Genomic DNA, 22,557 nt, shown 5'->3' with positions numbered 1-22,557 from the left:
TTGGACAGGGTGGAGGTGCCGAACAGCGCCAGCAGCCCCAGCGCCTGCCAGCGCAAGTGGATGAAGAAGAAGTGCAGGTCCGACAGATGCTTGGCCGACGTGGAAAGCCGGCGCGAACTGGCCGGAGAGGCCGCCGCGACCGAGACCGTGCCTATTGCCATCAGGATCAGCACAAGCGCCAGCGTGACCCGGTCGATCTCCTGCCACCAGATCGCCAACGCGCTGCGTCGGCTGCGATTGTACCGCACCATGGCGTTGCCGCTGGCGATTGGAGTTATCGTGGATGCTGCGGTCGCCATCAGTCGATCACCCCATCGTCATCGTCACGTTCCGGCGCTTCGGGCGCAACCAGCGCCTGAACGATCTGCCGAAATGCATTGCCCCGCGCCTCATAGTCGCGAAATTGATCGAAACTGGCGCACGCCGGGGAAAGCATGACCACGTCACCCGGCTTGGCCTGCGTGATTGCCTCGCGGATCGCTTCGGCCATCATCTCGCTGCGATGGACCGTCATGTGCGGCCTCAGCAGGTCGGCGAACATCGGGCCGGCATCGCCGATCGTATAGGCGGCCGCCACATTGCCGAAGAACGGCGCACACTCGTCCAGATCCTCACCCTTGGGCAAACCACCCAGGATCCAATGGATGCGCGGGTCCGGATCGGGGGGGAATGCCGCCAGCGCGGGTGCGGTGGAGGCCGGGTTGGTCGCCTTGCTGTCGTTCAGGAACAGCACGCCGTTCGCCTCCGCCACCCGCTCCATGCGGTGAGGCAGGCCACTGAACGTGGGGATGGCCGGCTCCCACTGGTCACGCGTGATCCCCAGCGCCTCGACGATGGCGATGGCGACTGCGGCGTTCTGAAGGTTGTGCGGCCCTTGCAGCGAAGGCCAGTCCTTCTGCAGGGATACGATGTCCCGCCCGTCGGCGAAATTCACCCGCCCCGGTTCGTGACGCGCCACCTGTATCCCGGCGATCGCGGCGGTATCATCGTCCCCGATGCCGAAGACGGCGTGATGGTCCGGGCTCTGCATCGCGAAAAGCCGCGCCTTTGAAGCGGCGTAGGCGGAAAAACCTTCATACCGGTCGAGGTGGTCCGGCGTGATGTTGAGCAACGCCGCCACGTCGCAGTCCAGGCTGCGCGTCAAGTCGATCTGATAGCTCGACAGTTCCAGCACATAGACGCCGGCGCCGCGCTCGTTCGGTGCCAATGGCTCCTGACCGAGGATCGGCAGCCCAATATTGCCGCCCATCAGGACGGGAAGACCCGCGCTCTCGATCAGGTGGCGCACCAGCGCGGTCGTGGTGGACTTGCCGTTGGTGCCGGTGATGCCCACCACCTTGTGCGGAGGCAGGGCCGCGCGGGCCTGGGCGAAAAGCTCGATATCGCCGATCACCGGCACGCCAGCCTGAGCGGCAACCTCGGCAATGGGATGGCGGTTCAGCGGAATGCCGGGGGAGACGATGACGGCGTCGTAGCCCGTCAGGTCGGCACTGGTAGGATCGGCCAGTTCCACGCGATCGGCCAGCGCAGCGCGGGGCTCCTCCCGCGTGTCCCACGCCATCACTTGCGCGCCACTGGCCAGCAACGTCTCCACGGTGGCCAAGCCGGAACGGGCAAGACCGAGCACCGCGTACCGCTTGCCCGATAAGGCGGGAGAGACGATCATCGCCGCGACGCTTACCGCAGCTTCAGCGTGGACAGGCCTAGCAGCGCGAGCACGATGGAAATGATCCAGAAGCGGATCACGACGGTCGACTCTGCCCAGCCGAGTTGCTCGAAATGGTGATGGATCGGGGCCATGCGGAACACGCGGCGTCCGGTGCGCTTGAAGAAGAAGACCTGGATGATGACCGACAGCGCCTCCAGCACGAACAGCCCGCCAACCACCGCCAGCACGATCTCGTGATGCGCGGCGACTGCAATAGCCCCCAGTGCGCCGCCCAGGGCAAGGCTGCCGGTATCGCCCATAAACACGGCTGCAGGGGGCGCATTGAACCACAGGAAGGCCAACCCCGCCCCCATGATCGCGGTGCACAAGATCGCCAGTTCACCCGCGCGGGGCACGTGGGGGATGCCCAGATACGTGGCGTAGTCGACGCGGCCCGCCAGATAAGCGATGATTGCGAAGGTACCGGCCGCGATGATCACCGGCATCGTCGCCAGGCCGTCCAGCCCGTCCGTCAGGTTCACGGCGTTGCCCGCGCCCACGATCACCACGGCGGCGAATACGTAGTAAAACGGGCCCAGCGGGATGTATCGCCCACTCAGGAACGGCACGTAAAGATTCGTGTTTAGCTGGCTGACGATGATGAAGGCAGCCACTCCTGCCACCAGAAATTCCAGCAAAAGTCGAAGCTTGCTGGAAAGACCGGCGTGGTGGCGTTTCGTCACCTTATCATAATCGTCCAGGAAACCGATCATGCCGAAGCCGACCGTCACGGCCAGGCAGGCCCAGACGAACGGGTTCGTCAGGTCCATCCACAAGAGCATGGAGATGACCAGCGCGATCAGGATCATCAGCCCCCCCATCGTCGGCGTGCCGCGCTTGGCCAGGTGCGTCTGCGGACCGTCCAGGCGGATCGGCTGACCCTTCCCCTGGCGCACGCGCAGCATGTTGATGAACTTGGGCCCGATCAGCAGCCCTACGACCAGCGCGGTCATGAGGGCCGCGCCGGAGCGGAACGTCTGGTAGCGGAAGAGGTTGGAGACCCCTTCGAAGTGAAACCAGTCTGCGATGATGTACAGCATTGGGAGGGTTGCGACCTAGTCTGTGCCGAGATGGCGCAGGGCCGATAGGGCCCCTTCGTGATCAACGCCAGCGCCGTATCCGCGCGACGCGCCGAACGGTTGGTCGGCGTTCAGACAATAGGTTGCTGCCCCCCCCATCGCTCTTACCCTTCGCGTTTGCCAAGCGCCGCGACCAGCGCCGCGAGACCGACCGAGTTGGAGCCTTTCACAAGGATCGCATCATCACGCTCAAGCCCGAAGGCGCGCAGGTTTTCCAAGGCTTCCGGCACCGATCCGACATGCGCGAAGGCCATGGATTTGCCAAGCGCGTTGGGCACGCCTTTCCCCAGTTCGTCCGCCAGCGGCTGCATTTCGCCGCCGACCAGCACCGCGTAATCGACCCCCGCCTCGCGCACAGGCATCGCCAGCGCCGCGTGATAATCAGGGCCATGGCTTCCCAGTTCCTTCATCGCGCCCAGCACCGCGATGCGGCGGCGAGCAGGCGTGCGCCCCAGCTGCGCCAGCGTGGCGCGCATCGATGCTGGATTGGCATTGTAGCTTTCATCGATCAGCAGCGCCTGGCCCGGCGGCATGTCGTCGTCGATGTCGATCTCCAGGCGAGCGCCGCGCCCGGCAAGACCCTCCATCTCAGCCAGCGCGACGCCCGCGGCGCCGAGGTCCCCGCCCACCGCACGGACCGCGGCCATAACCGCAAGCGAATTGATCACCCAATGCTCGCCGGGCGAGGCCACGGTGTAGCACACGCGCCGATCACCCATGTCCGCCGTCACCAGCGAACCGCCGCCGATCGCTGATACGGCATCGAGCAGGCGGACGTTGGCATGATCGGCCTTGCCGAAGGAAATCACGGTGATGCCCAGTTTGTCCGCAGCGGCTTTCAGGCGCGCGAAGTGGGGGCTGTCAGCCGGGATCACGGCCACGCCGCCTTCCTCCAGCCCTTCGAAGATCTCCGCCTTGGCATCGGCGATGGCTTCTTCGGAACCCAGCATCTCGATATGGGCGGGCGCGATCGTGGTGATCACCGCGACATCGGGGCGGACCTGCCGCGTCAGCGCCGCAATCTCGCCTGCGTGGTTCATGCCCATCTCGAACACGCCGAAGCGGGCCCGGGCGGGCATCCGCGCCAGGCTGAGCGGTACGCCGACATGGTTGTTGTAGCTCTTTACCGAGCGATGCGCATCGCCATGCGAAGCGCGATCGAGCGCGGCAAAGATGGACTCCTTCACGCCGGTCTTGCCGACCGAGCCGGTCACACCGATGATCTTGCCCCGGCCCCGCGCTCGGGACGCGGCGCCCAGGCGCACCAGCGCCTCCGTGGTGTCCTTGACCAGAATGTGCGGGCCATCGACCGGGCGATCGACCACGACGGCCGCCGCGCCTTTGGCCAGGGCCATGTCGACGAAGCGGTGGCCGTCCATGCTCTCGCCCTTCAGCGCGAAGAACAAGTCACCCGGCTGCACGTCGCGGCTGTCGATCTCGACACCCGAGGCGAGGAATTCGGCACTGGCGGTGCCCTTCACCGCGCGGGCGATGCTCTCTGCATCCCATAGCGCCAGCGGCGTCTCGTCAAGCGTGTCGACCGGCCAGTCGAGAATGCGGGCAATGGCGTTCATTTCAATGGTCTCCCAAGGGGATAGCTTGTGCGCCAGACATTTCTCTGGCGACCGTCACGTCGTCGAACGGCAGCACACGCGCATGTGCGCCGCTGCCTACCACCTGCCCCTGTTCATGCCCCTTGCCGGCAACGAGGACGATGTCCCCGCCACCAGCCTCAGCGATCGCCGCGCCGATGGCATCGCGGCGATCTCCGATTTCCATAGCCCCTTCGACGCACCCGGCCAGCACCATGGCCCGGATCGCGGCGGGGTCTTCCCCGCGCGGATTGTCGTCGGTGACGATAACTGTATCTGCGTTGCGGCAGGCGACCCGGCCCATCTGCGGCCGCTTGCCCTGGTCCCTGTCCCCGCCTGCGCCGAACACCACGATCAACCGACCCGAAACATGCGGGCGCAAGGCGGCAATGGCCGCTTCCAGTGCGTCGGGCGTATGGGCGTAATCGACGTAGATCGGCGCGCCGCGCGATGAAACAGCGGCGCGTTCCAACCGTCCGCGCACCGTCTGCAGGCGCTTCATGGCATCGAAAGTCTGCTTCGCATCGCCGCCCGTCGCCAGCACCAGACCTGCCGCTACGAGTGCATTAGCAGCCTGATAAGCCCCGATCAGCGGCACTTCGATCTTCACCTGCTGCCCGGCGTGTTCCACTACCAGAGTCTGGCCCAGTAAGGTCGGCGCGCGCGAAATCAGCTTCAGGTCGTGGCCGCGTTCGCCAACCGTGAACAGCTTCAACCCTCGCGCCTCGGCATGGGCAACGGCCTTGCCCGACCAGGCATCGTCCGCCCAGACGACCGCGGTGCCATCGTTCGCAACGACTTCGTCGAACAACCTCATCTTGGCTGCGAAGTAGTCTTCCATCGTCGCATGGTAATCGAGGTGATCGCGGCTGAGATTGGTAAAGGCCGCCGCCGCCACGCGCGGGCCTTCGCTGCGAAATTGCGAAAGGCCATGGCTTGAGGCTTCGAACGCGACGTGGGTTACGCCTTCGCGCGCCAGACCGGTCATGTTCGACAGAAAAGTGACGATATCGGGGCTGGTGAGGCCGGTGGAGACACTTTCATCGCTGGTCGTCACCCCCAAAGTACCGATCGAGGCGGCGCGCAGGCCCGCCATGCGCCACAGCTGGCGCGTCAGTTCCACAGTGGAGGTCTTGCCGTTCGTGCCTGTCACCGCAACCAGGGTTTCGGGCACCGGCTGGTAGAACCCCTGCGCCAGGCGCGCGAAGGCTCGGCGCGGTTCGGCATCGGCAAAATGGGCAACGCCCGCCACCATCGCCTCGGGACGAGCGACGATCGCGACGGCGCCGGCCTCGATCGCGGCGGGAATGAAGTCCTCGCCGTTGACGCGAGCCCCCGGGAACGCGCCGAACACCGTGCCCGGCGCAACCTTGCGATGATCGATCGCAAAGCCGGTGACGTTGCCGTCCCTGTCACCCGGAAGGGTGAAACCGGCCGTCGTGGCGAGCGCGGACAGTTTCATTCCTTGTCCGCCCCGGCGGGCACGAGCGAGCGGATGTCCGAGATGTCGATATCGCGCGTCTCGTCCGGCATGATGCCCAGCAGCGGTCCGATCCGGGGCACCACACGGCTGATCACCGGCGCGGCGTTCCAGGCGGCGGTGCGCTGGAAGGACGTAGCCTTGGTACCCTGCGGCTCATCGATCATCGCGATCACGACGTAGCGCGGGTGGTCCATCGGGAAGGCGGACGCAAAGGTCGCGATCAACGAATGGCGCTGATAGCCGCCGGCACCCGGCTTTTCCGCCGAGCCGGTCTTGCCGCCAACCCGGAAGCCCGGCGCATCCGCCTTGCGACCGGTGCCGAACGCCACGATCATCCGCAGCAACTGGCGCAGGCGCGCGCTGGTGGCGGCGGTGAACACGCGCTCACCCTGCGGCACCTGGCCGGGCTCCAGCTTCTTCAGCGTGGCGGGCCGATAGATGCCGCCGTTCACCAATGCGGCGTAGGCAGCGGCAAGGTGCAGCGGCGTCACCGCGATGCCGTGGCCGTAAGATACGGTCATGGTGCGCAGGCGCGGCCACACGCCCGAGGGCCAGATGGGGAAGCCACGCGCCGGCAGCTCGATGCTGGGCCGGGCATTCATGTGCAGCGCTTCCATCGTCTTCTTCAGACGCACGCCGCCCAGTTCGTCGGCGATCTGCGCGGTGACGACGTTGGATGAGTGGATCAGCGTCTCGGGGACGTTGAGCGAGCCGCCGAAGTTGTGGCTGTCATGAATCGTGAAGCCCGCGACATGCAACGGCGAGGCCGGCCAGCGGCGACCAAGATTGGTGATCGTGCCCGCGTCCAGAGCGGACGCCACCGTGATCGGCTTGAACGTTGAGCCCAGTTCGTAGACCTGGTTGGTCACGCGGTTGAAGATGTTGGGCGTATTCGTCTTGTCGATCTTGTTGGGATCGAACGAAGGAAGCGAGGCCAGCGCCAGTACTTCGCCGGTATCGACGTCCAGCACGACACCCGCCGCGCCCTTGGCGGCGGAAAGCGCCATGCCACGGCCCAGCTCGTCTTCCAGCGCGCCCTGCACCCGAACGTCGATCGAAAGGTTCATCGGCGTGGCGCGCCCCTCGGCGGACTTGAGGCGGGCATCGAACGCCTCCTCCATGCCGACCTTGCCGTTGCCGTACGAATCGACAAAGCCCAGAACGTGCGCGGCGGTGGACCCTTGCGGGTAGAAGCGCGTGGTTTCCTGCGGGAATTCCAGCGCCGGCTCGCCCAGCGCATGCACGCGGTTCGCTTCCTCGGGCAGGATCGACTTACGCAGATAGCCCTTCTGGCCGGACATCAGCATGCTCGTCACGCGCTTGACGTCCAGATCGGGGAAGATCGCGTGCAGCTTGGCGGCGACGTCGGCAGGCTTGCCCACCAGCGGCGGGCCATCGGTCATCGCCTTGGGATTGAACCAAAGCGAATAGACATGGAAATCGCGCGCCATCGGTGTGCCGTTACGATCGACGATGATCCCGCGAGAGGGCGTCATGAACGCGGCCAGATCGGCGCGGGGGCCGAAGCCGCCGGTCAAGCCCAGGAACGAAAGGCGCACCATCGCGCAAGTCGCCAGCAGGGCAAATCCCGCCAGCACCCACAGCGCGCGCCACTTGGCGACGAGCAGCGCCTTTTGCCGCACATTGTTCAGGCGGTGCCGGCCCGTGGAGAGTGGGACAGCCGGCGTGACCGGGTCTGGATTGGAAAAAGCCAGGCGCGCTGCCGGCTGCGGCCGCTTAACCCCTGCGGGGAGCGGCGTGATGCTGTCGGGCGAGAGGGCGCGCGTGGCCATTTACTGGACGTCCGAGGCGAGCTGGATGCGGGCCAACCGCTTGCCCAGGCCACGTGCATCGCGGGCCAACGCCTTTGCCTCGACCTTGTCGTCCGGCGTGCTGCCTGCGTCGGAGACGGTGCGGGCCACGGCGGCACCCATGCCGGTAACGGGGGAAACCATCGCCAGCAGGCCGCTGTCGCCCGCGTTTTCGCCGCCTTCTGCCGCCTTGTCGGCGCTGGCGTAGCGGATCGGTGCAGGCGCGCCCGGAGCCGCCGCCTTGCCCAGCGCCGCCAACTGGCGCTCACCTTCGATATACTGCTCGGCGCGCGGGGCTTCGTAGCCGAACTCCACCTCGTTCAGCGTCTTCAGCTGCTGCTGGTTGGAGCGGGTCTGGAATTCGGTCTGCAGGAAATCGATATCGCGCTGCAGATAGGCGATGCGCCTTTCCGTGCCCGCGACCTGGCTCTTCACCGCATTCACCCGCAGCATCAGCGCGATACTCAGCGCGCCGCAGATAAGCAGCACGGTCATCCAACCAATCGAATGGACGCGATCGCGAGTGAGGTTCATGCGGATTTCCTCGAGCGGGCGGGGGCTTGGGTGCGAACGGCGCTGCGCAGGGTGGCGGAGCGCGAGCGGGGATTGACGGCGACTTCGCCATCGCCGGGGCGAATGGCTTTCGAAACCTGCGCAAAGGTCGGCGCATCGGCGGGCGCGACTTGCGGCAAGTGGCGCGAGGTGGAGGCATTGCCCCCGCTGGCTTCGCGCAGGAACTGCTTCACCACGCGGTCTTCCAGCGAGTGGAACGAGACCACGGCCAGGCGACCTTCCGGCGCCAGCAGCGTCTCTGCCGCGGCCAGGCCGCCCTCCAGCTCGTCCAGTTCACCGTTCACGTGAATGCGGATCGCTTGGAAGCTGCGCGTTGCGGGATCCTTGGGCGCACCAGCGTGATAGCCAAGCGCCTTGCGCACCACGCGCGCCAGATCCTCGGTAGTCTGCAGCGGACGCGCCGCCATGATCGCGCGGGCCACCCGACGCGACTGACGCTCCTCGCCATAGGTATAGAGCACGTCGGCGATCGCGCTCTCTTCGGCGGAGTTCAGAAAGTCGGCCGCGGATTCCCCCTCCTGGCTCATGCGCATGTCCAGCGGGCCGTTGCTGGAAAATGCAAAGCCGCGCGTGGGTTGATCCAGCTGCATTGAGGACACACCGATATCCATCGCAATGCCGTCAACCCGCGCTATCCCCAGCTCAGCCAAAGTATCCACCATTTCCGAAAACCGGCGGGGGTGCAGCACGAGGCGCGGGGTATCGCCACCAAGCTCGGGCCATCCTTGCGGGTTGCCCTGCGCGGCCGCGATGGCGTCTGGATCGCGATCGAAGGCATGGACGGTCGCCCCCGCATCCAGGAGTCGCCGGGTGTAGCCGCCCGCGCCGAACGTGGCATCGACGATCACTGTGCCCGGGGCAGGGCGCAGCGCGGCGATGACTTCCTCCAGCAGGACGGGGATGTGCGGGGCATGGGATGCGGCGGCGGTCATGCGCGGCCCGCCTTCTTCAGCTCAGCCTTGGCGAGGCTGGCACAGGAAACTTGCGCGCCCTTGAACTGGGGCTCGGTCATGGCGGCAAGCGCGCCTGGGGCGAAGACGAAGAAGTACTGGCCGGCGCCCTGGAAATAAAGCTGGTCGTCCACTTCGGCCAAAGTGGCGAGATCTTCTGGCAGGACAAAGCGGCCCGAGCCGTCGAACGGAATCTCGTGGTAGTTGTACAGCGTCATCGCCTTCATATCCCGGTCGAAGGGCTGACCGGACTTCATGGCGAATTCGCGCTCCTGCTCGATGATGTCTTCAAACTGGGCCACGCGGGACAGGCCGTAGCCGACAAGGCAGTTCCAGCTTTCATGCTTGGCGAGGCAAAGCACCTGGCTGCCGCTCGATTCGCGGACGGTGCCACGGAACAGATTGGGCAGCACGAAGCGGTTCTTATCGCGTCGAAGCGAGAAGCCCTGCCCCCGGTAGATCAACGGCTGCCCCGCCATTTTTCGCGACTCTGACCCTTCGAATAGCCCCGTCTCGCGAATGACTTCCCCTAAGCCCGGCCACCCTTCGAGCGGCCGGGTTCCCGTGATCGGCGTAATCACGAGGAGGTTCAGTCATTCCGATTGATGCCGCTTTTATCGGTTCCAGAGCGGGCCGGAAAGGGAAAAGTGGGGATCGATCCCTTGAAAATTGTTGATTGTTTACTCGGAACAATCTTCGCGATTGTGCAATAGCACGCAATTGCGAGGGTATAGGCAGGTAAACGGTATCAATCGGGCTCTCCCCACTCATCCCAACGCCCCCGACCTCGATCGGTCTAGCAGCTTTGATGAGGCGGGGGTGGGGTTGACCGGGGTCAGAAGACGCCGACGGCGTCTTCTGACGCTACACATTGTACACACAGAATTTTTCGTCCGGTGCAGCTGCCCGCCAGGGGATATCAGCGGCTGAGAAGCCCCAGCAATCCCGTGATTGCCCCAGCTTGTCCCGCATCATCCCCATCGAACACCGCAGCGTCCGCAATGATGATCGCCCGGCCCCGGCCTATGGCGCAGTCGGCCGCGATCCCATCCGCGGCAAGACGACACTGCGCATCCGGCCTGGCCACGAATCGCCCGGACAGATTTGTCGGCACGCTGACGCCGAACACCTGGGCCTGTGATTCTCCCGCGGGCTGATCAGGATCGAAGGTCATCTCCAATCCCCAGTGCCGCAGGATCGGGGAGAGCATGGCGATGTCCTGTGGTCGGCGCGGATCACCCAGAGCGAAATCCGAATGCGCCGTCAGCATCGGATCGGCGAATAGCAACAGGCGACCGCCTGCCCGTACCCAAGCATCGAGAGCGACATTCTCGTCCGGGGTCAGCGGGCGGGGCTGCGCCAGCACCAGCAAGGCGTCATGCGGCAGCGGAAACCCCTTTGGCCCGGCGAGGGTGTCGAGCGGAATGACCCTGCCCCGCCGCTCCATCGCCTGCAACGCCCAGTGCTTGCCTGCGGTATCGGAAAGCTGTCCCCGGATATCCCCGGCTTCGGCCCAGACAAGCGGCAGGCTGCTGGAAAGACCGATCACCCGCTCCGGCACCTTCTCCTGACCCTGTGCGCAAGACGCCAGCGCCAGAAGGAGCGGGAGAGCAGCGGTGCGCATCTCCTTACGGCGCAGGAACCGTTCCGGATGGTTGCGCGGCATCGGGGCTGCTGCCGGGCGTGGGGTCTGCGGCGGGGACGACGCCGATATCCGCCAGCGGCTCACTGGCCGGCTTCTTCGCCTGAGTGTCGACCGCCACCACTTGTTCCACCGGCTCACGCACATCGCCCAGCCTGGCGCGATCCATGATGATGTTGGCCAGCCCCACGATCAGCAGCATCGCGCACAGCCCGATCAGGCCCACCTGAAGGCGGTGGATCGCCTGCATGCGCAGTTCGCGCGCATTGGGCGGCGCGTAGTGCTGCGGCGTCTGGATCGGCTCGACAATGCGAGGCGGAACGTTTCCTGCCATCGGCGAGATGTTAGCTTATTGTGCCAGCCATGGGAAGACCGGCAAGCCTTTCGCTTCCAGCCATTCCCGGTTGTAAAGCGAGGAGAGATAGCGAAAGCCCGTGTCGCACAGGATCGTCGCCACGCGTGAGCCTGCGCCCAGTTGCTTGCCAAGCGCCACCGCTCCGGCCACGTTGATGCCGGAGGACATGCCCAGGCACAGCCCCTCTTCCGACAGGAGGCGCCGGACCCACTCGATCCCCTCCTCGTCCGAAATCCGGAATTGCGTATCGATCGGCGCGCCATCCAGGTTGGCCGTGATGCGCCCTTGCCCGATGCCTTCCGCGACCGACGACCCCTCGGCCTTCAGCTCGCCACAGGCGTAATAGTTATAGAGTGCCGCGCCGTGCGGATCGGTGAGCGCGATGGTGATGTTTTCATCGAACGCCTTCAGGCCCATGCCCACGCCCGCGATCGTGCCGCCCGTGCCCGCCGCGCAAGTAAAGCCATCGATTCGGCCCTCCATCTGTTGCCAGATTTCCGGTGCAGTGCTTTCGATGTGCGACTTGCGGTTGGCGATATTGTCAAACTGGTTGGCCCAGATCGCGCCTAGCGTCTCTTCCGCCAAACGCCGCGAGGTGTGGACGAAGTGGCCGGGGTTGGAGAACGGTGCGGCAGGCACCAGCACCAGCTCCGCGCCCAGCGCCCGCAGCGTGTCCATCTTTTCGCGCGACTGCGTCTCGGGCATGACGATCACGGTCTTGTAACCCAGGGCGTTGGCCACCAGCGCCAGGCCGATGCCGGTGTTGCCCGCCGTACCTTCCACGATGGTGCCGCCAGGCTGCAGCAGCCCCTTCTCTTCCGCATCGCGCACGATCCACAGCGCGGCACGGTCCTTCACCGAGGCACCGGGATTGGCGAATTCGCACTTGCCCCAGATTTCGCAGCCCGCCTCCTCGCTCGGCCCCTTCAAAAGGACGAGCGGCGTGTTGCCGATGAGATCGAGGGAGGAGCGGCGAATGTCAGGCGCTGTCATGCCGTGGGAAGTAGGAAGAAGCGGAGCGCCGCGCAATCGCCAAGTGGCGTTGCAGCCGCGCGATGGACGCATATCTTGTGGCTTCAAGGCTGCGGCATCGGTCGCCGGCATAAGCAGGAAGGCAAACGATCCGATGGGCCAAATTCGATGGGCTTGAAGGCAGAGGCGATCCGCGAAGGATTGGATACGATAGCTGCGGCAGAGCCACGCATCGCCCATGCCCTGGCGGTGGCAGGCTATCCCGAACCGCGCGTTTACGAAACCGGCTACGCCACGCTGCTGCGTACGATCGTGGGCCAGCAGGTCAGCGTCGCCTCCGCCGCCTCGGTATGGAACAAGCTTCAGGCGCTGCTGGGCGAAAGTATCCCGCCCGAAGTCCTACTCGCCGCCGAGTTCGAGGCGCTGCGCGGCTGCGGCCTTTCTCGCCAGAAGCAGGGTTATGCACGGTCCTTGTGCGAACTGGTGACGGCCGGTTCGCTCGATCTGGATAACCTGCCCGCCGACGACGAAGCCGCGATCACGCAGTTGGTGCGGATCAAGGGCATCGGGCGATGGTCTGCCGAAATCTACCTGCTGTTCGCCGAGGGCCGGCCGGACATCTGGCCTGCGGGTGACCTGGCGGTGCAGGCGGGCCTGCACAAGATCCTGGGCCTGGACGCCCGCCCCACCGAAAAGCAGACGCGCGATCTGGCCGAACCCTGGCGACCGCACCGCGGCGCGGCGGCGATCTTCACTTGGCATATGTACAACAACCCGGCGCTCTGAATGCGGGCGATAAAAAACCCCCGGCGGGAGAGAAGCGCCGGGGGTTTTCCGCAAGTGCCGATCAAGGAGGCGCGTTCCCCCGCGCCTGGGTCCTCAGTCGAAACGCACTCGCAAATTCGCACCGGCATAGCGATCGGCATCACGCGGGATCATCAGGCGCTGCCCGGCGGTGGTGTTGAGAAGCACGTAGCTTTTGTCCAGAATGTTGCGGACGAAGAAGGTCAGGCGGTACTTGTCGTCCGCGTCCGACACGCCGACGCTGGCGTTCCAGATGCCGTAGGGATCGATCGGGCCGCTTTCACCCAGGTCAGAGAACTGCTTGCTGACATGATGCCAGTCGGTCGACAGATAGAGCTTGGCCGGCCCCGCATCGACGTCATAGTCCGCACCCACGGTGTAGCTGAACTTGGGCGCCAGCGGCAGGCGGGTGCCGTCGCGCGCGTCAGGCGCATTGGTCAGCGGGTTGGGGTTGAAGCGGCGCACCTTTGCATCGGCATAGGCCAGGTTGGCGCGGAAGGTCAGGCCTTCGGTCGGCGCGAACGTGGTGTCCACTTCGAAACCCTTCGACCGCACCGAGCCGGCATTCGTCAGGTTGGTGACGACGGCGCCGTTCAGCAGCACGAAGTTGTTGGCCTGGAAGCCCTTGTAATCGACCAGGAACGCGGTGGCGTTCACCTGCACCATACGGTCGAAGAACTGGCTCTTCAGACCCACTTCGTAGCTGTTCGACTTTTCAGGATCGATCGGCGTCGAGTTGGTGGGCGCGGTGTGGTTGAAGAAGACGTTGAACGCCGGCCCCTTATAACCGCGGGTATAGCTGCCGTAGACCATCACGTCCTTGGCGACATCGTACTGCAGCACGGCGCGGCCCGAGAAGTTGCTGGCGTCCGTCTGGCCGCGTGACAAGTTGGTGCCATTGCCGTTGGGCAGCGTGCCCCCCGCGCCGACGGTCGAGAGGCCCGCGCCGCCCGTGATCACGCCATTGGTGGCGTTGCGCGCCGGCCCACGGAAGTGGGTGTAGCGCACGTCGTCATGCGTGTAGCGGCCGCCCACGGTCATGCGCAGACCTTCGACGAACTCGTACGTCGCCTGCCCGAAGACCGCCCAGTTGCTGAACGATACCTTGCTTTCCGACGTGGCGGTGGGGAACAGGGTGTTCACCGTGTCCGCCAGGTTGCAAGGCTGTCCGCCAGTCGCGTCGACGGGGCTGGTCGACCGGGCGCACGTGATATCGCTGCGGGTGAAGTCCTGGGTGTTCTTCGAATACCACAGGAAGCCGCCGACCTGATAGGTCAGGGCCTGGTTCTGCGGCGAAGCCAGGCGGACTTCGGCCGAAACCTGATCGGTCTCCACCGTGCCGCGATCGTGCAGCTGGGGCGTGCCGACCAGCGCGCGCGGCAGGAAGTCACCGTCGCGAAGTTCGGTGTTCTTCCAGTTGCGATAGCCGGTGACGATGCTGAACGTGTGATCGGCGAAAGTGTCGATATCGGCGTTCAGCGTGAAGCTCATCTGCCGGTCCAGCGAGCGGGTGATCAGGTTCTGGTTCACGCGGCGGGTGTCCTCACCCTGCGGAGTGATGCCCAGCTCGCGATCGAGAACGGTCCCGCGCGAAACTCCGGTCACTTCGGCGCAGCAATCGTCGTTCGCCTTGAAGTAATCGGCGATCAGGCGGACACGCGCGCCGTTGCCATCCCAGTCCAGCAGGCCGCGAGCGCCGTAATGCTCATAGCCGTTGACGGTCTTGTTGTAGAACGTGTTCTTGATGTTGCCATCAAAGTTTCCGTAGAAACCGGTAACGCGGGCGCTGAGGTTTTCGGCGATCGGACCGGACACGGTCAGGCGCGCACGGTATTCCTCATCGGTGGTGCCCGAAATAGTGGCCTCGGCCTGGAACGTATCGGTGCCGCCCTTTGAGACGATGTTCACCAGACCGGCGGACGCGTTCTTGCCGAACAGCGTACCCTGCGGGCCGCGCAGCACTTCGATGCGATCGAAGTCCACCAAGTCGAGGAAGGACTGGCCCGAGCGGCTCAGCACGACGCCGTCGACAACGGTGGACACACTCGGCTCGGCGGCGATCGAGAAACTGATCGTACCCACGCCGCGCATCACGATCGCGCTGTTGGCGTTGGTGGTGCCCTTTCGGAAGGTTACCGAGGGGACGATCTTGGTGATGTCTTCCAGGCTCTTCGCCCCGGCGCGGTCCAGCGCGGCCCCGGTGACGGCGCTGATCGAGATCGGCACGTCCTGGGCGCTCTGCCTAACCTTCTGCGCGGTAACGATAATTTCTTCGACCTGAGCAGCAGCCGGGTTGGCGGCGGACAGCGCGAGCGCCGAAGCGGTAAAGGCCAGCGCGGTGCGAACGACGACGCGGCGGTGTGACGAATGACTCATGAGTTCTCCCCTCCAGATGCAAAGCCCTGGTTTTCGAAACCTCGGGTCTTGATGATCCGCTCTTGATCCCCATGAACATTTCTGTCAAGCGTTGTCATAAGAAGGGCCATACGGCAAAAGCCCTCGGTGTCGCATATGCCACAATGGGAGCTGGTTTGTTGTCGCTAAACTTCGCGCTTGAAGATGACGGGTTCGTTCTCCTGCTGGAGGATCGCGTGATCTTGCGCAGTACGGCGGACAAACCAGCTTTCCAGGTGGCGCGTGGTGATGCCGATGTGCGGATGATTCGCGGCAACTTCTCAATCGGCGATACGCCGCAGGATCATCATTCCCTTTCCTTCGCGCGCATGGACGGCGCCGATGTTGTCCTGTCCGCCCAGGACGGCTCGCAACCCCATCTCCGCCTGCGGATCGCGGAAAACCGCCTGGAAGTGCGCACCGTTGATACGCGGTTCGATCGCGTCAGGATCGACCTGGCCGCGCAGCCGGGCGAGCATGTCTGGGGCGGGGGCGAGCAGATGAGCTATCTCGACTTGTCGGGCCGCCGCTTTCCGATCTGGACCAGCGAACCTGGCGTGGGCCGGGACAAGTCCACCGACCTGACCCGCCTGGTCGATGAAGACTGCATGGGCGGCGGTGACTACTGGTGGACCAATTATCCGCAGCCGACCTTCCTGACATCCAGCTTGACGGCCTGCCATCTGGATAGCAGCGCCTACAGCGTGCTCGACTTCAGCGATGCAACGCGGCACCGGATCGAGGTGTGGCAAGGCGATTTCGCGCTGGAGCTGTATGTCGCACCGGACATCCGCGATCTCGTCGGCCAACTCAGCACCCGCTTCGGCCGTCAGCCCCCCCTCCCCGACTGGGCGATCGGCGGCGCGATCGTCGGCCTCAAGGAAGGCGAGGCCAGCTTCACGCGGCTGGAGCGGATCGTTGCCGCCGGGGCCGAAGTCAGCGGCCTGTGGTGCGAGGATTGGATCGGCATCCGCCAGACCACCTTTGGCCGCCGCCTGTTCTGGGACTGGTCCTGGAACGCAGCCCGCTATCCTGACCTTCCCACCCGCATCGCCGATCTGGCGACGCGCGGCATCCGCTTTCTGGGCTATGTGAACCCATACCTCGCCAACGATGGCGCGCAGTATCAGGAGGCGCTGGCCGCCGGCTATCTGGCGCTGCGGCAGGACAGTGACGCGCCATACCTCGTCGATTTCGGCGAGTTTGACTGCGGCGTGGTCGATTTCACCAACCCCGCCGCGCTGGACTGGTTCGCCGATCGCGTGATCGGGCAGGAGATGCTGGACTTCGGTCTGTCCGGTTGGATGGCCGATTTCGGCGAGTATCTGCCGGTCGACCTGCGGCTTCACGATGGCAGCGATCCGATGCTGATGCACAACCGCTGGCCGGTGCTGTGGGCAGAAGCAAACGCCAAGGCGATCGCATCGCGCGGCAGGACCGGGGACGCGGTGTTCTTCATGCGCGCCGGTTTCTCGGGCGTGCAGGCGCATTGTCCGCTGCTGTGGGCGGGGGACCAGTCAGTCGATTTCACTCGGCACGACGGGATCAACACCGTCCTCACCGCCGCGCTATCCGCCGGGCTTGTCGGCAACGCCTATTCGCATAGTGACGTCGGCGGCTACACCAGCCTGCACGGCAACGTCCGCACTGCCGATCTGATGATGCGCTGGTGCGAGCTGGGCGCGTTCTCCCCCGTGATGCGCAGTCATGAGGGCAACCGCCCCGACGACAACCTTCAGATCGATAGTTCCGAGGCGCTGCTGGCGCAGTTCGCGGCGATGTCACAGGTTCACGCAAAGCTTGCGCCCTATGTCCGCCATCTGAGCGACGAGGCGGTTAAGACCGGCCTGCCCGTGCAGCGGCCGCTGTTCCTGCACTATTTCGAAGACGCGCTGTTCAACGTACAGGACCAGTACCTCTACGGCGCGGACATGCTGGTGGCGCCGATCGTGGAGGCGCGATCCACCGGCCGTAACGTCATCCTGCCGGGTGATGCGCCTTGGCGTCATCTGTGGAGCGGCGAGGACTACGCGCCCGGCACGCATTTCGTGAACGCGCCCTATGGCCGGCCGCCGGTGTTCTATCGTCCGGACAGCCCGTTCGCGCTGCTGTTCGCCTCGCTGGAGACACAAGGATGAGTGATCGGTCCAACATCAAGGACGTATCCGCGCTGGCGGGCGTGTCGGTGAAGACGGTCAGCCGCGTTCTCAACGGCCACCGCTATGTCAGCCAGGACACGCGGGAGCGCGTGGAAAAAGCGATGCAGGAGCTGGAGTTCCGCCCCAGCGTGGCGGCGCGCATCCTGGCGGGCAACAAGTCCGGCCAGATCGCCCTCATCTACGACAATCACAGCCCTTACTACATGAACCAGGTGCAGATGGGCTGCTGGGAGGCCTGCCAGGCATCCAATTCTCGCCTGCTGGCCCAACCGGTGGACGTGGGTGACGCCATGGTGGGTGAGCAGGTTCGCGGCCTGGTCACCGAGACCCATGTCGATGGCGTCGTGCTGTCCTCCCCCGTCACGGACTGCGCGCCGGTGCTGAAAGCGCTCGAAGGCATGGACATCCCGTTTGTGCGGATATCGCCCGGCACCAATCACGCGATGACCTCGTCCGTCTTCATGGACGACGCCCAGGCGGCGGACGACATGACCAGCTACCTCATCGCGCAAGGGCATCGGAAGATCGGCTTCATCCGCGGCCATTCCAGCCACATGGCATCGGAAGAGCGCCTGTTCGGCTATCGCCGCGCGCTGGACCGTGCGGGCCTGCCGTTCGAACCGGCCCTAGTCGCCCCCGGCGAATTCGATTTCGACAGCGGCGTCGCGGCGGCGCACCTGTTCCTCAACAGCCCCACCCGCCCCAGCGCGATCTTCGCCAGCAACGACGATATGGCCGCCGGTGTTCTGTCCGTGGCGCATGACATGGGCTTGTCGGTGCCCCAGGACCTTTCGGTTGCCGGTTTCGACGATACCACGCTGGCGCGCATGGTGTGGCCGCAACTGACCACGATCCATCAGCCCACGCGCGAAATGGCCTTCGCCGCCACGCAATTGCTGCTCCAGGGGGCGCAACTTACGCACCGCCGCCTGCAACACGACCTGATCGAGCGCGCCTCGGTCGCCCCCGTCAATCCCGATCTCCTCTCCTCACAGGACCTTTCATGACCCTTCTTCCCGCCCTGGAAAGCCGCCGCCCGCTTGGCAAAAGCGGCCTGACGGTCTCCGCCCTCGCCTGGGGCAACTGGCGCCTTTGCGGCGATGACGTGAACGCCGTCGTCGCGCTGCTGCATGCCGCACTGGGTGCCGGGATCGACTTCATCGATACCGCCGACATCTACGGCCCTGACAACAACGAGCCGTTCGGCGCATCCGAAGTGCTGCTGGGCCGCGCGCTGGCGACCGATGGTAACCTGCGTGACAAGTTCACCATCGCCACGAAGGGCGGCATCTCGATGGGCGTGCCCTACGATTCCAGCGCGGGCTATCTGACCAGCGCGATCGATGCTTCGTTGCAGCGGCTGGGTACCGATCATGTCGAGCTGTGGCAGATCCACCGCCCCGACATTCTAACCCATCCGGTCGAGATCGCCCAGGCCATCGAGGCTGCGCACAAGGCTGGCAAGATCCGCAGCTTTGGCGTCTCCAACTTCACTATCAGCCAGATCGCCACGCTACAGCAGTACCTGTCGCTGCCGATCGTTTCCACGCAGCCCGAGCTTTCGCCGCTGAAGCTGGCTCCGATCGAGAATGGCGAGCTGGATCAGGCGATCGCGATGGACATGGCGGTCATGGCCTGGTCACCCCTGGGCGGCGGACGCATCGCCAATCCGCAAGACGAACGCGCGAAAGCCGCTGCCGACGCGCTGGACGAGGTGGCGCAGGAATTCGCGGTTTCGCGCACCGCGGCCGCCTATAGCTGGATCATGGCGCACCCTGCGCGCCCCATCCCCATCGTTGGATCACAAAAGGCAGACCGGATCGCCGAAGCCGCCGACGCGCTCAAGGTCCGTTGGGACCGGGCCCGCTGGTACGGCGTGCTGGTCGCCGCCAAAGGAGAGCCCCTGCCATGACACAGAACGCCATGAATGCGGACAAAACCTGCGAAGTCAGCTGGTTTTCGGCGCTGTGCGATGATGACTATGAGTTCCTGGGACAGCCCGACCCGATGCTGGCGTCCAGTTGGGAGCATTGCCGCAATATCGTGCTGCAAGCCGAAAAGGGCGGGTTCGACAATATCCTGCTGCCCTCCGGCTATCAGCTGGGCATCGACACGACGATGTTCGCAGGCGCCATCGCGCCGCTGACCAAGACCATCCGCCTGCTTTGGGCCCTGCGCATGGGCGAGGACTGGCCGCCGCAGCTGGCCCGCCGTATCGCCACGCTGGACCGCATCCTGGGCGGGCGGCTGACGGTGAACATCATCTCATCCGATCTTCCCGGCGAGAAGATGGAGAGCCGCCCGCGCTATCAGCGCACGCTTGAGATCATGCAGATCCTCAAGATCATGCTCTCGGGCGAGCATCTGAAATACAAGGGCGAGTTCTTCGATCTCGACCTCGCCCCGGCGCGGATCGGCACCGTATCGGGTAAATGCCCGCCGCTCTATTTCGGCGGCCTGTCCGAAGATGCGCGCGAAGCGGCGGCGCAGGGCTGCGATGTCTACCTGATGTGGCCGGACACGATGGACAAGACGCGCGAGACGATCGCAGACATGACCGCACGTGCCGCAAAGCATGGCCGCACCCTTAAGTTCGGCTATCGCGCTCACGTGATCGTGCGCGAAACCGAGGACGAGGCGCGCGCCTATGCCGATCGTCTGCTGTCCAAGCTGGACGACCAGACGGGTGAGGAAATCCGCAAGAAGTCGCTCGACAGCGCCTCTGTGGGCGTGACCCGCCAGGCGGAGCTGCGCTCGGCTGCAGGTGGCGACGGCTTCGTGGAGGAAAACCTGTGGACCGGCATAGGCCGTGCCCGCTCGGGCTGCGGCGCGGCGATCGTCGGCAACCCCGATCAGGTCCTCGCCAAGCTGCGCGCCTACCAGGCGGAGGGCATCGATGCCTTCATTCTCTCCGGCTACCCCCACGCCGCCGAGGCGGACCTGTTCGCGCGCCACGTGCTACCCAAGCTGAACCACGGACCACTGGTGATGTGAAGTCCTGCGCCGTTCGTGCGGGCGAGGTATCTGGACTTCGCTCAACACGAACGGCGACGGATTTCTCGACAGGAAGCGCGCAAGGCGCGCGTGATGCACGCCACGCGTAGTTCGTCATTCTTCGGGAAAGCGGGACGAAGAGCCTTGGCCTTGCCCCGAATGACTAAGACGCTGGATTAGACTAGAAAGCGATCATGGACCGTCTCGATCCCTTCCTCGCCCGCACCCTGGCACGGCGCCGCCTGCTCACCGGCGGGGCGCTGACGCTGGCCGGCGGCGCGGCCCTCGCCCAGAGCGGCGGCATGGCGCAGCTGCTGTTCTCAAGCGGGCCGGAGCAACGCCCGCTCACCAGCGGGTTTCCCGGCAAGGGTGAGATGATCCTGCAGCGCAATCGGCCGCCGTTGCTCGAAACGCCGCTCAGCGTGTTCGACCAGGGCGTGTTCACGCCGAACGACCGCTTCTTCGTACGCTGGCACTGGGCGGACATTCCGCTGGATGTGGACGCGGATGCCTTCCGCCTGACCATCACGGGCGGAAAGCAGCCGGTTTCGCTATCCCTGGCCGATATCCTCAAGATGCCGCGCATCTCCTATGCAGCGGTCAACCAGTGTTCGGGCAATAGCCGCGGCCTGTTCGATCCACGCGTGCCCGGTGCGCAGTGGGCGCATGGCGCGATGGGCAACGCGATGTGGGAAGGCGTGGCGCTCAAGACGCTGCTGGAAAAGGCCGGTGTGTCCACCGCCAGCCATGTGCGCTTCGGCGGGCTGGACAAGCCGCTGACGCAGGTCGACCCGTTCGAGAAATCACTGGCGCTCGATCATGCGATGAACGGCGAAGTTATGGTGGCCTTTGCCATGAACGGGGAGCAATTGCCGCTGCTGAACGGCTTCCCCCTGCGGTTGATCGTGCCGGGCTGGTACTCGACGTATTGGGTCAAGTCGCTCAACCAGATTGAGCTCTTCTCCGGCAAGGACGCCAATTACTGGATGGCCAAGGCCTATCAGATCCCCACCGCTGCGGGGGCGAACATAACGCCCGGAACCACCGATTTCGCCAAGACGCCGATCAGCACGATGAACGTGCGCTCCTGGATCACCAGCGCGGAACCCGGCGCGCGTATCCCCTATGCCGATCGCCTGCCCCTGCGCGGCATCGCCATGGGCGGAGACACCGGCGTGAAGCGTGTCGAAGTGTCAGCCGATGGCGGCCAGACGTGGCAGGATGCCAAGCTGGACAAGGAACAAGGCCGTTACGGTTTCCGCCGCTTCGAAACGTCGTTGCCGGTCGCGCGCGGTAAGGTCGTGTTGATGAGCCGGGCCACCAACACCGATGGCGCGGTGCAGCCGATGAAGGCCAACTGGAATCCCGGCGGCTACATGCGCAATTGCGTTGAGCCCTGCCCGGTGGAGATCGCCTGATGCGCGCCGCCACTCTTTCGATTGCGCTGATGCTGCTGCTGGCAAGCGGCTGCCAGGGAGAGCGCGATACGACCGCCGAAGACATGGCCAGCGCGCCCCAACCGGATAGCTTCGCCCCGCTGGCCTCAATCCAGAAGGCCAGCATCACCTTGCCTGAGGACGCCGAAACCTTTGGCGAGGGGGAACACGCCGCTCTCCTCAACCGCACCTGTCTCGCCTGCCACTCGACCAGCATGATCCGCTATCAGCCGCCGCTCGATCGCAAGACGTGGACGGCGGAAGTCACGAAAATGCGCGAGGCCTATGGCGCACCGTTCGCCAAGGAGGAAACCGGCGCGATCATAGAGGCATTGATGGCGACCCAGCCTTCCAAGAAGGACTGAGGCTTTAGGCGGGGCCGTTTACCGGACGTAGCTTGCGCCGTTGGCGTCCAGCACTGCGCCGGTCATCGATGGCGGGGCATCCAGGGCCAGGAAGGCGGCGATCGTGCCGATCTCTTCCGGCGTCGCCACGCGGCCCAGGGGAATGTCTGCCAGCAGCTTGTCGCCGCCCCGACTTTCCAGATAATCGTCGGCCATGCCGGTCATGGTGAACCCGGGACAGACCGCGAAGGCCAGGATACC

20 protein-coding genes and 1 pseudogene are annotated in these 22,557 nt (G+C 65.1%); 7 read left to right on the top strand and 14 right to left on the bottom strand.

Annotated features, from left to right (window positions below; genetic code table 11):
- From ACHWRX_RS00820 to ACHWRX_RS00765, 12 genes and pseudogenes are all read right to left on the bottom strand, one after another.
- Positions 1-299: pseudogene (locus ACHWRX_RS00820) on the bottom strand (cell division protein FtsW); the annotation flags it as partial.
- Positions 299-1,666, bottom strand: coding sequence for a UDP-N-acetylmuramoyl-L-alanine--D-glutamate ligase (gene murD, locus ACHWRX_RS00815; protein WP_394657740.1), 1,368 nt, complete (start codon positions 1,664-1,666; stop codon positions 299-301). The gene murD and the pseudogene ACHWRX_RS00820, both read right to left, overlap by 1 nt.
- Positions 1,667-1,677: 11 nt before the next feature.
- Complete coding sequence (gene mraY / locus ACHWRX_RS00810; protein WP_058735176.1) at positions 1,678-2,748, bottom strand: phospho-N-acetylmuramoyl-pentapeptide-transferase; 1,071 nt, start codon at positions 2,746-2,748, stop codon at positions 1,678-1,680.
- 143 nt (positions 2,749-2,891) lie between these two features.
- Positions 2,892-4,361, bottom strand: coding sequence for a UDP-N-acetylmuramoyl-tripeptide--D-alanyl-D-alanine ligase (gene murF, locus ACHWRX_RS00805; RefSeq protein ID WP_183616119.1), 1,470 nt, complete (start codon positions 4,359-4,361; stop codon positions 2,892-2,894).
- 1 nt (position 4,362) lies between these two features.
- Positions 4,363-5,841: a UDP-N-acetylmuramoyl-L-alanyl-D-glutamate--2,6-diaminopimelate ligase gene (locus ACHWRX_RS00800; RefSeq protein WP_394657739.1), complete on the bottom strand. Its 1,479-nt coding sequence runs from the start codon at positions 5,839-5,841 to the stop codon at positions 4,363-4,365.
- Positions 5,838-7,655: a peptidoglycan D,D-transpeptidase FtsI family protein gene (locus tag ACHWRX_RS00795; protein ID WP_394657738.1), complete on the bottom strand. Its 1,818-nt coding sequence runs from the start codon at positions 7,653-7,655 to the stop codon at positions 5,838-5,840. Before ACHWRX_RS00795 ends, ACHWRX_RS00800 begins: the two co-directional genes overlap by 4 nt.
- A complete protein-coding gene (locus ACHWRX_RS00790; protein WP_058735179.1) occupies positions 7,656-8,207 on the bottom strand; it encodes a hypothetical protein in 552 nt (183 codons plus the stop codon).
- Positions 8,204-9,178: a 16S rRNA (cytosine(1402)-N(4))-methyltransferase RsmH gene (gene rsmH / locus ACHWRX_RS00785; protein WP_394657737.1), complete on the bottom strand. Its 975-nt coding sequence runs from the start codon at positions 9,176-9,178 to the stop codon at positions 8,204-8,206. Before rsmH ends, ACHWRX_RS00790 begins: the two co-directional genes overlap by 4 nt.
- The gene (locus ACHWRX_RS00780) at positions 9,175-9,777 is read right to left on the bottom strand and encodes a division/cell wall cluster transcriptional repressor MraZ (RefSeq protein WP_394657736.1); all 603 of its coding nucleotides are present in this window, start codon (positions 9,775-9,777) and stop codon (positions 9,175-9,177) included. The genes rsmH and ACHWRX_RS00780 overlap by 4 nt, the downstream gene beginning before the upstream one ends.
- A 338-nt stretch (positions 9,778-10,115) precedes the next feature.
- The gene (locus tag ACHWRX_RS00775; protein WP_394657735.1) at positions 10,116-10,862 is read right to left on the bottom strand and encodes an ABC transporter; all 747 of its coding nucleotides are present in this window, start codon (positions 10,860-10,862) and stop codon (positions 10,116-10,118) included.
- Positions 10,825-11,172 (bottom strand): hypothetical protein, encoded by a 348-nt coding sequence (locus tag ACHWRX_RS00770; RefSeq protein ID WP_394657734.1) that lies wholly within the window; start codon positions 11,170-11,172, stop codon positions 10,825-10,827. The genes ACHWRX_RS00775 and ACHWRX_RS00770 overlap by 38 nt, the downstream gene beginning before the upstream one ends.
- 15 nt (positions 11,173-11,187) lie before the next feature.
- Positions 11,188-12,186, bottom strand: a complete 999-nt coding sequence (locus ACHWRX_RS00765; protein ID WP_058735183.1) for a cysteine synthase A — start codon at positions 12,184-12,186, stop codon at positions 11,188-11,190.
- A gap of 147 nt (positions 12,187-12,333) precedes the next feature.
- Here ACHWRX_RS00765 and ACHWRX_RS00760 point away from each other — a divergent pair, with 147 nt between their 5' ends.
- Entirely contained in the window at positions 12,334-12,951 is a 618-nt protein-coding gene (locus ACHWRX_RS00760) for a DNA-3-methyladenine glycosylase (protein ID WP_058735281.1), read from the top strand.
- A gap of 93 nt (positions 12,952-13,044) precedes the next feature.
- On the opposite strand, the gene ACHWRX_RS00755 is transcribed toward ACHWRX_RS00760, so the two are convergent.
- On the bottom strand, positions 13,045-15,345 hold the full coding sequence (locus ACHWRX_RS00755) for a TonB-dependent receptor (protein WP_394657733.1): 2,301 nt from the start codon (positions 15,343-15,345) through the stop codon (positions 13,045-13,047).
- A 143-nt stretch (positions 15,346-15,488) separates the two neighbouring features.
- On the opposite strand from ACHWRX_RS00755, the gene ACHWRX_RS00750 reads away from it, so the two are divergent.
- From ACHWRX_RS00750 to ACHWRX_RS00725, 6 genes are all read left to right on the top strand, one after another.
- Complete coding sequence (locus ACHWRX_RS00750; protein WP_394657732.1) at positions 15,489-17,501, top strand: alpha-glucosidase; 2,013 nt, start codon at positions 15,489-15,491, stop codon at positions 17,499-17,501.
- Positions 17,498-18,529: a LacI family DNA-binding transcriptional regulator gene (locus tag ACHWRX_RS00745; protein ID WP_394657731.1), complete on the top strand. Its 1,032-nt coding sequence runs from the start codon at positions 17,498-17,500 to the stop codon at positions 18,527-18,529. The genes ACHWRX_RS00750 and ACHWRX_RS00745 overlap by 4 nt, the downstream gene beginning before the upstream one ends.
- On the top strand, positions 18,526-19,434 hold the full coding sequence (locus ACHWRX_RS00740; RefSeq protein WP_394657730.1) for an aldo/keto reductase family oxidoreductase: 909 nt from the start codon (positions 18,526-18,528) through the stop codon (positions 19,432-19,434). Before ACHWRX_RS00745 ends, ACHWRX_RS00740 begins: the two co-directional genes overlap by 4 nt.
- Positions 19,431-20,516 carry an LLM class flavin-dependent oxidoreductase gene (locus ACHWRX_RS00735; RefSeq protein ID WP_246388332.1) on the top strand — a complete coding sequence of 362 codons (1,086 nt, stop codon included), beginning with the start codon at positions 19,431-19,433 and terminating at the stop codon, positions 20,514-20,516. Before ACHWRX_RS00740 ends, ACHWRX_RS00735 begins: the two co-directional genes overlap by 4 nt.
- Before the next feature lie 194 nt (positions 20,517-20,710).
- Positions 20,711-21,934: a molybdopterin-dependent oxidoreductase gene (locus ACHWRX_RS00730; protein ID WP_394657729.1), complete on the top strand. Its 1,224-nt coding sequence runs from the start codon at positions 20,711-20,713 to the stop codon at positions 21,932-21,934.
- Complete coding sequence (locus tag ACHWRX_RS00725) at positions 21,934-22,317, top strand: hypothetical protein (RefSeq protein ID WP_394657728.1); 384 nt, start codon at positions 21,934-21,936, stop codon at positions 22,315-22,317. Before ACHWRX_RS00730 ends, ACHWRX_RS00725 begins: the two co-directional genes overlap by 1 nt.
- An 18-nt stretch (positions 22,318-22,335) precedes the next feature.
- Here the strand turns inward: ACHWRX_RS00725 and ACHWRX_RS00720 are convergent.
- Positions 22,336-22,557, bottom strand: a 222-nt coding sequence (locus tag ACHWRX_RS00720; RefSeq protein WP_394657727.1) for an SDR family oxidoreductase, incomplete at its 5' end; no start/stop codon positions are given.

It is taken from the genome of uncultured Novosphingobium sp. (genome assembly GCF_964277725.1).
In the GTDB taxonomy this organism is placed as follows: Bacteria; Pseudomonadota; Alphaproteobacteria; order Sphingomonadales; family Sphingomonadaceae; genus Novosphingobium; species Novosphingobium fluoreni.
Note: the sequence above shows the minus strand (reverse complement) of the source record. Positions and strands in the feature narration are given on the sequence as shown.